An 11,821-nucleotide genomic window follows, 5' to 3' on the forward strand; every position below is an offset into this window, starting at 1 on the left:
GCTGTCCTTGATGGTGTAGAGCGCCAAGGGCATCCAGGCGAGCGGCGACACCGGCTTCAGGATCTGGATGAAGGGATCGAGCGCGCGATAGACCAGCGGCGACATGCCGATCAGGAAGCCAAGGGGCACCGCGACCAGGGCCGCGAGGCCAAAGCCCAGCAGCACGCGGCCCAGCGAATAGGCGAGCTGGATGCCGATGCCCTTGTCGTTGCTGCCGCGGATGTAGAAGGGATCGAGCAGGTGATGCCAGATCGTCGCGCCGATGTCGGCCGGCGTCGGCATCGCCGACTTGGAGCCGGTGGCGGCCGCGGCGCCTACAAGCTTGGCGTATTCCGGATCCATCGCCGGGCCGGTGCCCGCCGTCGGCATGGTGGCGATCTGCCAGATGCCGACGATGGCCACGAAGATCAGCAGCGACAACAGGCCCGCCCGCAAGCTGAGCGAGTTCTTGAACGCCGTCATGGCGTCACGTCCGCTTGATGGCGAAGCTGTTGATGTATTCGGCGGGCTTGGCGGGATCGAACGGCTTGCCCATGACCACGATGGTCTTCTTCGCCGGATCGGGCGGGGTGAGGCCCATCTCCTTCATCATCCTGGCGGTGTCGGTGGCGAGGTAGACGTCGGAGGCGACCTTGGCGTAGTCGACATCGGTCTTGAGCTGACCCCAGCGCTTCATCTGCGTCAGGATCCAGATCGCGAACTGGTTCCACGGGAAGGGATCGAAGTCGATGCGGTTGGGATCCTTCTTCACGCCGCCGAGCCCATCGGCATAGGTGCCGGTCAGGATCTGCTCCAGCACCGTCTCGGGCTGGTTCAGGTAGTTCTGCGGCGCGATCGCCTTGGCGATTTCCTTGCGGTTCTCCGCTTTGTGGGCGAAAGCCGTCGCCTCGATGATCGACTTCAAGAGCGCCCGGTAGCTGTTGGGATTCTGGGTCGCGAACTCCTTGCTGACCGTGAAGGCGCAGCAGGGATGGCCGTCCCACAGTTCCTTGGTCAGCAGGTGGATGAAGCCGATGCCGTCGTAGACGGCGCGCTGGTTGAAGGGATCGGGGCCGAGATAGCCATCGATATTGTCGGCGCGCAGGTTGGCCACCATCTCCGGCGGCGGCACCGAGCGGATCGATATGTCCTTGTCGGGATCGAGGCCGTGCTCGGCCACGTAGTAGCGCAGCAGGTAGTTGTGCATCGAGAAGTCGAACGGCACGGCGAAGCGGAAGCCCTTCCAGTCCTTCGGGTTTCGCTTGTCCTTGTGCTTGTTGGCGAGCGTGATCGCCTGGCCGTTGATGTTCTCGATCGCCGGCATGGTCCACGGCACCGGATTCGAGCCGACGCCCAGCGAGATGGCGAGCGGCATCGGCGAGAGCATGTGCGCGGCGTCGTATTCCTTGGCCAGCGACTTGTCGCGGATCACCGCCCAGCCCGCCGTCTTCACGACTTCGACGTTGAGGCCGTGCTTGGAATAGAAGCCCATGGGATGGGCCATGATGATCGGCGTGGCGCAGGTGATCGGGATGAAGCCGACCTTGAGGTCCTTCTTCTCCAGCGCCCCCCCCTGGGCAAAGGCCTCACGGGCGGCGCCGAGCGGAAAGACCGACGAGATCGCCGCCAGCGCCGTCGATGCGCCGACCGTCTTCAAAAACAGCCGGCGCTGGGCATCGACCGGGAAGACCGCCTGCAGGACGGCGGCATCCACGACCCGGTTCCACTGCGTCTCCTCGCCGGCCGGCACCGCCTCGGCCGTCAGCCGGGCATGATCGGCGGCCGTGTGATTGCCGCCGCAGCCGCAGCGCCGCTTGAAGAGGGCCTTGGGATCGAACGGGTCCTTGAAAATCGACATGCTTCCTCCGTGCGCTTCAGCGCTTGGGCCCTGAGGAAGCAAGCGGCATGCCAAGGATGCCGGATATGCGAAAACCGCAGACAATCCGCAGGTCGAGGCCACAATTGCCCAGAAACAGGGCATTCTTGCCCGATTCGTTATGCGAAATTCTGCGACTCGAATCTTAGCGCTGGGGATTAAATTTATGGAATCGCTGACTCTTTCCCCGATTTCCGCTTCATTTCTTATTGCGCCCCAACTCACCCTTATGGCAGGCTACCGCTTGTGGGTTGTTGGGTGCCCACCACGATATATCGGCCACCCGCCTCAAGAATGGTTCCCCTAGGAACCGCATGGCGGAAATGGTTGGGGAGTGGGTCGATGGCGTTATCGCGACACGAGCGGACCAGGCGAAAAGTCGATTTGAACCCTCTGGAGATGATCGAAAGAGTCGTCTCCGACAATGATTGGCCCTTCGACCGAACGTCGGACCGGGAAATTGCCGTCGAGGTTGCCGGCCGCTGGTGCGACTACCGCATGTTCTTCAGCTGGCGCGACGATGTCGAGGCGCTGCATTTCACCTGCGCCTACGATGTCCGCATCCCGGCGGAACGCCACAATGAAATCCACGTCCTGCTGGCCCTGATCAACGAGAAGATGTGGCTCGGCCACTTCGATCTGTGGACCGAGGAAGGCCTGCCGATGTTCCGCCATGCCATCCCGCTGCGCGGCACCTCCGGCCTCATGCCCGACCAGTTGAACGACCTCGTCGAGGTGGCGATCACCGAAAGCGAGCGCTTCTACCCCGCCTTTCAGTACGTCGTGTGGGCCGGCAAGACGCCCGCCGACGCGCTCACCGCCTCGATCCTCGAGACGGTCGGCGAAGCCTGATCCGGAAAAAGGGACCATCCGACGCCCCCTCTCGTAAAAAAATAAACGTCACTGTTCGGATCGTCCCCGCGGCGCCGGCCCCCCAGGCCGGCGCCGCATCCATTTTGGGCTATAACCGTCGCACCACATGACACCCCTTCTGATCCCCTATCCCGAAATCGACCCGGTGCTGATCCAGCTCGGGCCCTTCGCCATCCGCTGGTACGCGCTGGCCTACATCGCCGGCCTCGTCATCGGCTGGCAGGTCATGCGGCGTGTGTGCGCCCAGCCGCCCAGGGTCCTGTCGCCGGTCAAGATCGACGACTTCCTGCTGTGGGCGGCGCTGGGCGTCATCCTGGGCGGCCGCATCGGCTACGTGCTGTTCTACAAGCCAGGCTTCTACCTTGAGCATCCACTGGCGATGCTGACCTTGTGGGAAGGCGGCATGTCGTTCCACGGCGGGCTGTTGGGCGTGATCGCCGCCATCCTGGCCTTCGCTCTCCGCAACAAGACCGACCCCTTCATGCTGTCCGATCTCGTGGCCATCGTGGCGCCGATCGGCCTGTTCTTCGGGCGCTTGGCGAACTTCATTAACGGCGAGCTGTGGGGCCGCGTGAGCGACGTCCAGTGGGCCATGATCTTCCCGCGCGGTGGCCCGCTGCCGCGCCATCCCAGCCAGCTCTATCAGGCCTTCTTCGAGGGCGTGCTGCTGGTGCTGCTCGTCGCCGCGGTGTGGAAGCTGGCCGATGGCCGCCGCCGCCCCGGGCTGCTGACCGGCGTCTTCTGCGCCGGCTACGGCGTCGCGCGAATCGCCGGCGAATTCTTCCGCGAGCCCGATGCCCATCTCGGCTATCTATGGGGGCCGATCACCATGGGCATGCTGCTGTCGGTCCCCATGCTCGCCTTCGGCGGCTGGCTGATCGCCCGCGCATACCGGCGACCCGCACTGCCGTGATCGAGGGGCCGTGACCACGGAACTCGGGCGCCTGATTGCGCACCGCATTGCGCTCACCGGGCCGATCTCGATCGCTGACTTCATGGCCGAAGCACTGGGCCATCCCCGCCTCGGCTACTACCGCCGCGCCGTGCCTTTGGGCGCTCAGGGCGACTTCACAACGGCACCCGAAATCTCCCAGATGTTCGGCGAACTCCTGGGCGCGTGGCTGGCCGAACGCTGGCTGGCGATGGGGCGGCCCGCGCCCGTCCGGCTGGTCGAACTCGGGCCTGGCCGTGGGACATTGATGGCCGATGCACTGCGCGCCACCCGCGGCGTGCCGGGCTTCCATGCCGCCCTCGACCTCCATCTCGTCGAGACCAGCGTGCCGCTCAGGACCGCTCAGCGCGCCGCCCTCGCGGGCTTCGCCCCGACCTGGCACGAGCGCTTCGACGACGTGCCCGCCGGACCGCTGCTGTTGATCGCCAACGAGTTCTTCGACGCACTCCCCGTGCGCCAGTTCCACCGGACGGCCCAGGGATGGCGCGAACGCATGGTCGGCCTCGCGCCCGACGGTACCTTGCGGCTGGCCCTTACCCCCGGCCTCACGCCGTTTGCCGCGGTGCTGCCCGACGCGCCGGCCGGCGCGGAGGCGGAAATCTCCGAGGCGGGCCGCGCACTCGCCGCCGCCATCGGCGCGCGCCTGCACCGAGACGGCGGTTGGGCGCTGATTGTCGACTATGGCTACGACGGTTCCACCCTCGGCAGTTCGCTGCAGGCCGTGCGCGGCCATCGCGGCGCGGGCATTCTCGACCGGCCCGGCGAGACCGACTTGAGCGCACACGTCGACTTCGCGGCCCTGGCCGCCGCCGCAGGCGTGCCCACCTTCGGGCCGGCGACCCAGGGCGACTTCCTGCGCCGCCTGGGAATCGCCCGGCGTGCACACGCCTTGAAGCGACAGGCGAGCCCCGAGCAGGGCCGCGTCATCGACGCGGCACTCGCGCGCTTGATCGCGCCCGACCAAATGGGCACCCTCTTCCGCGTTCTGGCCGTGGGCGACACTAGAAGCGCCGCGCCGGCCGGCTTTTCGGACATCCCCTCGGACGCGACATGATCCAGGCCAGAATGCTTGCCGACCTCGACGGCGTGCAACACCGTTTCTTCACCCGCCGCGGCGGTGTCAGCGCCGGCCTGTTTTCGTCGCTCAACTGCGGCTATGGCTCGGCCGATGACCCGGCGAACGTGCGCGAGAATCGCCGCCGCGTGGCCGAACATTTTGGCCTGGGTGAACCCGATCTCCAGACCCTGCACCAGATCCATTCGACCGACGTGCTGACCGTAACCGACGAACGCTGGAGTTCTCCGGGCGCGCCCAAGGCCGATGGCCTCGTGACCGACCGGCCGGGCGTCATGCTGGGCGTGATGGCGGCCGACTGCGCGCCCGTGCTGCTGGCCGATGCCGGTGCCGGCGTGATCGGTGCCGCACATGCCGGCTGGAAGGGCGCGCTGGGCGGCGTCGTCGACACGACCATCGCCGCCATGGAAAAGCTCGGCGCTCGCCGCGAACGCATCCAGGTCGCGGTCGGCCCCTGCATCGGACCCGGCTCCTATGAGGTCGGACCGGAATTTCCTGCGCCGTTCCTGGCCCAGGACGAGGCCAATGCCGCGTTCTTCCGCGCCGCCTCCCGCAGCGGCCACTTCATGTTCGACCTGCCGGGCTATCTCGTGCACCGCATTGCCCGCAACGGCGTCGCGGTCGCCGCGACCGGCCATGACACGCTCTCGGCCACCGAGGATTTCTTCAGCTACCGGCGCAACACCCTCTCGGGCGTGCGCGACTACGGCCGGGGCCTGTCGGCGATCGCCCTCGAGACCTGACGTGCCCTATCTGATCATCCTGATGTTCTGCTGCCTGCTCGGACTTGTCGCGACATGCGTCATGTTGTGAGTCTTCTCTGCGCCGTCCTGCTGGCGGCGTGCAGCACGGGTTCCCGACCGTTCGAAGCCGTCAGCTCCGATGCCGCGCCCTATCGCTCACCGCTCGACAAGATCGAACTGGCCATCGGCGCGCCACGGAACATGCCGCGCGAGATGGGCTCGCGGCTCGCGGCGGCGCTCGCCATCGAGATGCAGTCCTACGGCGTGATGGCCGTGGTCCAGCCCGCCGAGGCGCCGGTGCAGGTCGGCGGCGTGATGAGCACGCGCGACGCGGGCGAAGGCATCGAGATCCAGATCGACTGGCGCATCGAGGGCAAGCCGGCGGCGCAAGAGCCAGCCGTCAGCCGCACGCGTACGCGCGGCGAGGACTATGCCGAAGCCAGTGACAAGCTGATCTCGCGCATCGCCCAGCAGGCAGCGCCCCGGATCGCCACCCTGATCGGCCGGCCGCCCACCTTCCAGCCGCGCTCGCCCGGCCAGGTCGCTGCCGGCGTCAGCGTGCCGCTCGAAGTGGCGGAGCCAACCACGGCCATCCCCGGCATGACGCCCGTCGCCGCCTCGAATTCGAAAGAGCCGCAGGTCAAGGTGATGGTGGGCGCGATCACCGGGGCGCCCTCCGACGGCAATCGCCAGCTCTTTTCCGGCATGCGCCGCGCGCTGGGCTCGAGCAAGATCGTCATCGTCGATACAGCCGGCGAGGAGACCTTCGTCGTGGTCGCCACGGTGAGCCTGACGCCGACCGACGAGAAGATCGGCACGCTCGCCATCAAATGGACGCTCAAGGACCCGGCGGGCAAGACCGTGGGCGACATCGAGCAGTCCAATCCCGTGCCGCTCGCCGCCGCCAAGGGCTCGTGGGCGGGATTCGGCGACATTGTCGCAACGGCGGCATCGGAGGGTGTCCTCGAACTGCTCGAAAAGGCACTCAATCGGCCGCGTTAGAAGGCGCTGCATTCCCTGAATCGGCTTGTCAGAGGGGGGCCTTCGGCTGCTACTGTCTGCGCCAGCGGCTCGATTCTTGCACAGACTGACCGCACAGTAGGGAGACGTCACCGATGTTCGATTTCAGGAAGTCGGCTGCCGCCATCGTGGCGGCCGCAAGCTTAGGCGGACTGCTGGGAGCAGTGCCGGCTGGCGCACAGACGCTCAACGTTGTGATGCATTCGGATCTCAAGATCCTCGACCCGATCTGGACCACTGCCTACATCGTTCGCAACCACGGCTATCTCGTCTGGGACACGCTGTTCTCGATGGATGACAAGCTGGAGGTGAAGCCCCAGATGCTCGAGAAGTTCGACGTCTCGGGCGACAAGCTCACCTACACATTCACCCTGCGCGACGGACTCGAGTGGCACGACGGCAAGCCGGTGACCTCCGAGGACTGCATCGCCTCGATCAAGCGCTGGGGCGCCAAGGATTCGATGGGCCAGGCGCTGCTGGCCCGCGTCACGGACATGAAAGCGGTGAACGCCAAGACGTTCACGATGACCTTGAAGGAACCGTACGGCCTCGTCCTGCAGTCGCTGGGCAAGCCTTCCTCGAACGTGCCGTTCATGATGCCGGCGCGGGTCGCGGCGACCGATCCCAACACGCAGATCAAGGCCGAGGACGTGATCGGCTCCGGCCCCTTCATCTTCAAGCTCGACGAATGGAAGCCGGGCGAGAAGACGGTCTACGTCAAGAATCCCAAGTACAAGCCGCGCAGCGAGCCGGCCTCCGGCCTGGCCGGCGGCAAGGTGGTGAAGGTCGATCGCGTCGAGTGGCGCGTTCTGGGCGACCACCAGACCACGGTCAACGCGCTGCTGGCCGGCGAGATCGACATGATCGAATCGCCGCCGCACGACCTTCTGCCGGTTCTGGCCAAGGACAAGAACGTCAAGCTGTTCAACGCCAACCCGCTCGGCAACCAGTACACGTTCCGCTTCAACGTCCTTCACAAGCCCTTCGACAACGCGAAGGTCCGCCAGGCCGTTCTCTACGCCCTGAACCAGAAGGACTTCCTCGACGCCGTGATCGGCGATCCGAAGTGGTACAAGGAATGCAAGGCGATGTTCATCTGCGGCACGCCGCTGCAGACCTTCAAGGGCTGGGAGGACAAGCTCAACTCCAACTTCGAGAAGTCGAAGGCGCTTCTGAAGGAGGCGGGCTATGACGGCACGCCGATCGTGCTGATGCAGTCGACCGACCTTGCCGTGCTGACCAATCTCGCCCCCGTCGCCAAGAACCTGTTGGAGAAGGGCGGCCTCAAGGTCGACATGCAATCGATGGACTGGCAGACCCTGGTCAGCCGCCGCTCCAAGAAGGATCCGCTGGACAAGGGCGGCTGGAGCGCCTTCCTCACCTCATGGGTCGCAGCCGACGTACTCAACCCGGTGATGGCCGGTTTCTTCAACGCTGGTTGCGACAAGGCCATGTTCGGCTGGCCGTGCGACGAGACCATCCAGAAGCTACGCAATGACTACGCCACGGAAACCGATGCGGCCAAGCAGAAGGCGATCGCCGAGGCCGTGCAGGTGCGCGTGACGGAGTATCCGACCCACGTCCACCTCGGACAGTGGTATTCGCCGTTCGCGCTGCGCAACACGGTCTCCGGCAACATCGAGGCGCCGGTTACCGTGTTCTGGAACGTGACGAAGAAGTGAGAGCAAGCGAGACGCGCGCGGGGCCTCGGCCCCGCGCGCCCATCGATGAGGGCGGGTGGGGATCCGCCTTCTTCGATGGGGAGTAAACTGGAGGGGCTCAGATGAAATCAATAACGAGACGAATGCTTGCGGCGATGGCTGCCGGCGCGGTCGTGGCGGCAGCCGGGCCGGTACTGGCCCAGGGCAAGGTCCTGAAATTCGTGCAGAATGGCAACCTGACGATCCTCGACCCGATCCAGACGACGGCCTACGTCACGCGCAACCACGGCTACTTCATCTACGACACGCTGTTCGCGTCCGACGAGAACAACGCGGTGAAGCCGCAGATGGTCGACAAGTACGAGGTGTCGCCCGACAAGACGGTGTGGACCTTCACCCTGCGCGACGGGCTGGAATGGCACGACGGCAAGCCGGTGACCTCGGAGGACTGCGTCGCCTCGCTGCAGCGCTGGGGCAAGCGCGACGCCATGGGCACCAAGCTCATGGACTTCGTGAAGGAGTTCAAGGTCACCAACGACAAGACCTTCCAGATGATACTGAAGGAGCCGTACGGCCTTGTGCTCGACACGCTCGGCAAGCCGAGCTCGAACGTGCCCTTCATGATGCCGAAGGATGTCGCGGCGACCGACGCCTTCAAGCAGATCGACAAGTATGTCGGCTCGGGCCCGTTCATCTATGTCACGGCCGAATCCAAGCCCGGCGAGAAACACGTCTACAACAAGAACCCGAAATACAAACCGAGAGCTGAGCCCGCGTCTGGGCTGGCCGGCGGCAAGGTCGTCAAGGTCGACCGCGTCGAGATCATCGAGATGCCTGACGTGCAGCAGCAGGTCAACGCGATGATCGCCGGCGAAATCGACGTGATCGAGCAACTGCCGCACGATCTGATCCCCATCCTCAAGAAGGACAAGAACGTCACCCTGGTCGACTGGAATCCGCTTGGTCACGTTTTCATCATCCGCTTCAATCACCTGCAGAAGCCGTTCGATAACCCCAAGGTGCGGCTCGCTGCGCTCTACTCGATGCGCCAGGAGGATTACCTCAAGGCCACCATCGGCGATGCCGCCTACTACAAGATCTGCGCCGCCGCCTTCATCTGCGGCACACCGAACGCATCGGAGGACACCAAGGGCCTGCTGATCAAGCCCGACTTCGAGAAGTCCAAGGCACTCCTGAAGGAGGCGGGATACGACGGCACACCGATCGTGCTGATGCAGTCGACGACGCTGCCGGTGCTGACCAACATGGCGCCGGTCACCAAGGCACTGCTCGAGCAGGGCGGCTTCAAGGTCGACATGCAGGCGATGGACTGGCAGACGCTGGTCAACCGTCGCACGAGGAAGGAATCCCCGCAGGCCGGCGGCTGGAACGTCTTCCATACCTTCTCGGTGTCGGCCGACGCGCTGAACCCGATCTCCAACTCCTACTTCGTCGCCAACGGCGAGAAGTCGTCGTGGTTCGGCTGGCCGACCGATCCGCAGATGGAAAAGATGCGCGACGACTACGCCAAGGAAACCGATCCGGCCAAGGGCAGGGCGCTGGCCATAGCCATCCAAGCGCGCGCGCTCGAGACGGCACAATTCGGCTGGCTCGGCCAGTGGTACGGCCCGGGCGCCATGCGCTCCAACGTCTCGGGCTGGCTCAAGGCGCCGGTGCCGGTGATGTGGAACATCGAGAAGAAGTAACGACGACGTCCCGGGCGGCAACCGCCGCCCGGGACGATCCTCCGATTGGGAACCAATGCTCGATTTCATCATCCGTCGTCTCATCGCCATCATTCCCGTTCTGACGGTGGTGGCGGTTTTCGTCTTCCTCATGCTGCGCCTGACACCGGGCGATCCGGCGGCGGTGATCGCCGGCGACAACGCCACGTCCGACCAGATCGCCGACATCCGCAACAAGCTCGGGCTCGACGAGCCTATCTGGACGCAGTTCGTCATCTGGATCGGCAACATCCTCCAGGGCAATTTCGGCGAAAGCTTCTTCTTCAAGAAGACCGTGGCCGAACTGATCGCCCAGCGTGTCGAACCGACCCTGGCGCTGGCCATCTGCACCCTGGTGATCGCCGTCGCCGTTGCCGTGCCGATGGGTGTTCTCGCGGCTTACCGCCACGGCTCGCTGGTCGACCGCTTCGTCATGGGCTTCTCGGTCATGGGCTTTTCGGTGCCGGTGTTCGTGATCGGCTATTGCCTGATCTACGTCTTCGCCATCGAACTCGGCTGGCTGCCGGTGCAGGGATACGTCCGTATCGGCGTCAACTTCTGGGGTTTCCTCGAGCGCATGGTCCTGCCCAGCGTCACGCTCGCCGTGGTCTTCGTCGCCCTGATCGCCCGCATGACGCGCGCCAGTGTGCTCGAGGTGCTCAACGAGGATTACATCCGCACCGCCCGTGCCAAGGGGCTTTCCAATCGCGTCGTGCTGATGCGGCACGCGCTGCGCAACGCCGCCGTGCCGATCCTGACCGTGATCGGCCTCGGCATCGCCGGCCTGATCGGCGGCGCCGTCGTGACCGAGAGCGTCTACGGCCTGCCCGGCCTGGGCCGGCTCACCGTCGAGGCCGTGCTGAGCCGTGACTTCCCGACCATCCAGACCGTCATCCTGTTGTTCTCGGTGGTCTATGTCGTGATCAACCTGTTGATTGATATCAGTTACACCCTGTTCGACCCGAGGATCCGGTATTGAGCGCGATCACCCCCGAAGAGATCGTCGACTCCGCCTCCATCGCGGCGGCATCGACCAAGCGCAAGAGCTTGTGGGCCCTTGCCGTGCGCAACACCGCCGTCATCTTCGGCGGGGCCATCCTGCTGGTCATGCTGGTGATAGCCATCCTGGCGCCATTCCTGGGGACGGTGGATCCGACCCGCATCGATCCGGCTGCGCGCAACAAGAAGCCGGGCACCGAGATCACCTTCCGCCTCGATGACGGCCAGACCGCCAAGCGCGTGGTGCTCATGGGCACCGACAGCCTCGGGCGCGACGTCTATAGCCGCGTTCTCTACGGTACGCGCGTGTCCTTGGTGATCGGCGTGGCCGTCGCCGTCGCCTCGATCGCCATCGGGCTCGTGATCGGCCTGGTGTCTGGCTACGTGCGATGGGCTGACGGCATCATCATGCGAATAATGGACGGGCTGATGGCGATACCGGGCATATTGCTCGCCATCGCCCTGGTTTCGATCTGGCGCGCTGGCCTCATCACCGTGATCTTCGCCATCGTCGTGCCCGACGTGCCGCGCGTCGTGCGCCTGGTCCGTTCGGTGGTGCTGTCGGTGCGCGAGGAACCCTACGTCGAGGGTGCCATCTCGGTCGGCACACCGACCTGGACCCTGATGTTCCGCCACATCCTGCCCAATACCGTGGCGCCGCTGATCGTGCAGGGCACCTTCATCGCCGCCGCCGCCATCATCGCCGAGGCGATCCTGAGCTTCCTCGGCATCGGCATCCCGCCGGAAATCCCGAGCTGGGGCAACATCATGGCCGAGGGTCGCACGCTGTTCCGCGTGTTCCCGCACAACATCTTCTTTCCCGGCATCTTCCTCGCGCTCACCGTGCTGGCGATCAACATCATGGGCGACGGGCTGCGCGACACGCTCGATCCGAAGATGAGCAAGAAAGTCTGATGTC

The 11,821-nt window shown here is 65.1% G+C and carries 10 protein-coding genes and 1 pseudogene; 9 read left to right on the top strand and 2 right to left on the bottom strand.

Translation table 11 applies throughout. From position 1 onward, the window contains the following. Positions 1 to 462: pseudogene (locus tag EPO55_RS16255) on the bottom strand (nitrate ABC transporter, permease protein); the annotation flags it as partial. A gap of 4 nt (positions 463 to 466) precedes the next feature. Then, the gene (locus EPO55_RS16260) at positions 467 to 1,837 is read right to left on the bottom strand and encodes a CmpA/NrtA family ABC transporter substrate-binding protein (protein WP_296338038.1); all 1,371 of its coding nucleotides are present in this window, start codon (positions 1,835 to 1,837) and stop codon (positions 467 to 469) included. A gap of 417 nt (positions 1,838 to 2,254) precedes the next feature. Here EPO55_RS16260 and EPO55_RS16265 point away from each other — a divergent pair, with 417 nt between their 5' ends. The 9 genes from EPO55_RS16265 to EPO55_RS16305 all read left to right on the top strand — a co-directional run bounded on the left by EPO55_RS16265 (position 2,255) and on the right by EPO55_RS16305 (position 11,817). Then, positions 2,255 to 2,707 carry a YbjN domain-containing protein gene (locus tag EPO55_RS16265; protein WP_296338039.1) on the top strand — a complete coding sequence of 151 codons (453 nt, stop codon included), beginning with the start codon at positions 2,255 to 2,257 and terminating at the stop codon, positions 2,705 to 2,707. 127 nt (positions 2,708 to 2,834) lie between these two features. Then, entirely contained in the window at positions 2,835 to 3,641 is an 807-nt protein-coding gene (lgt, locus tag EPO55_RS16270) for a prolipoprotein diacylglyceryl transferase (protein ID WP_296338040.1), read from the top strand. Positions 3,642 to 3,651: 10 nt separating this feature from the next. Beyond that, entirely contained in the window at positions 3,652 to 4,734 is a 1,083-nt protein-coding gene (locus tag EPO55_RS16275) for an SAM-dependent methyltransferase (RefSeq protein WP_296338041.1), read from the top strand. Then, positions 4,731 to 5,498, top strand: coding sequence for a peptidoglycan editing factor PgeF (pgeF, locus tag EPO55_RS16280; protein WP_296338044.1), 768 nt, complete (start codon positions 4,731 to 4,733; stop codon positions 5,496 to 5,498). Before EPO55_RS16275 ends, pgeF begins: the two co-directional genes overlap by 4 nt. A gap of 54 nt (positions 5,499 to 5,552) precedes the next feature. After that, positions 5,553 to 6,500 (top strand): hypothetical protein, encoded by a 948-nt coding sequence (locus tag EPO55_RS16285; protein ID WP_296338045.1) that lies wholly within the window; start codon positions 5,553 to 5,555, stop codon positions 6,498 to 6,500. 113 nt (positions 6,501 to 6,613) lie between these two features. Then, positions 6,614 to 8,200: an ABC transporter substrate-binding protein gene (locus EPO55_RS16290; protein WP_296338046.1), complete on the top strand. Its 1,587-nt coding sequence runs from the start codon at positions 6,614 to 6,616 to the stop codon at positions 8,198 to 8,200. 101 nt (positions 8,201 to 8,301) lie between these two features. Then, on the top strand, positions 8,302 to 9,885 hold the full coding sequence (locus EPO55_RS16295) for an ABC transporter substrate-binding protein (protein WP_296338047.1): 1,584 nt from the start codon (positions 8,302 to 8,304) through the stop codon (positions 9,883 to 9,885). 55 nt (positions 9,886 to 9,940) lie between these two features. After that, entirely contained in the window at positions 9,941 to 10,882 is a 942-nt protein-coding gene (locus EPO55_RS16300; protein ID WP_296338048.1) for an ABC transporter permease, read from the top strand. A 68-nt stretch (positions 10,883 to 10,950) separates the two neighbouring features. Then, a complete protein-coding gene (locus EPO55_RS16305; RefSeq protein WP_296338070.1) occupies positions 10,951 to 11,817 on the top strand; it encodes an ABC transporter permease in 867 nt (288 codons plus the stop codon). The last annotated feature ends 4 nt before the right edge of the window (positions 11,818 to 11,821 follow it).

Origin of the sequence: Reyranella sp., assembly GCF_004296935.1 — a bacterium.
Lineage (GTDB): Bacteria > Pseudomonadota > Alphaproteobacteria > Reyranellales > Reyranellaceae > Reyranella.

Coding starts and splice junctions, on each gene's coding strand:
- EPO55_RS16260 (WP_296338038.1), bottom strand. CDS start 1,837: ATGTCGATTTTCAAGGACCCGTTCGATCCCAAGGCCCTCTTCAAGCGG.
- EPO55_RS16265 (WP_296338039.1), top strand. CDS start 2,255: ATGATCGAAAGAGTCGTCTCCGACAATGATTGGCCCTTCGACCGAACG.
- lgt (WP_296338040.1), top strand. CDS start 2,835: ATGACACCCCTTCTGATCCCCTATCCCGAAATCGACCCGGTGCTGATC.
- pgeF (WP_296338044.1), top strand. CDS start 4,731: ATGATCCAGGCCAGAATGCTTGCCGACCTCGACGGCGTGCAACACCGT.
- EPO55_RS16285 (WP_296338045.1), top strand. CDS start 5,553: ATGCGTCATGTTGTGAGTCTTCTCTGCGCCGTCCTGCTGGCGGCGTGC.
- EPO55_RS16290 (WP_296338046.1), top strand. CDS start 6,614: ATGTTCGATTTCAGGAAGTCGGCTGCCGCCATCGTGGCGGCCGCAAGC.
- EPO55_RS16295 (WP_296338047.1), top strand. CDS start 8,302: ATGAAATCAATAACGAGACGAATGCTTGCGGCGATGGCTGCCGGCGCG.
- EPO55_RS16300 (WP_296338048.1), top strand. CDS start 9,941: ATGCTCGATTTCATCATCCGTCGTCTCATCGCCATCATTCCCGTTCTG.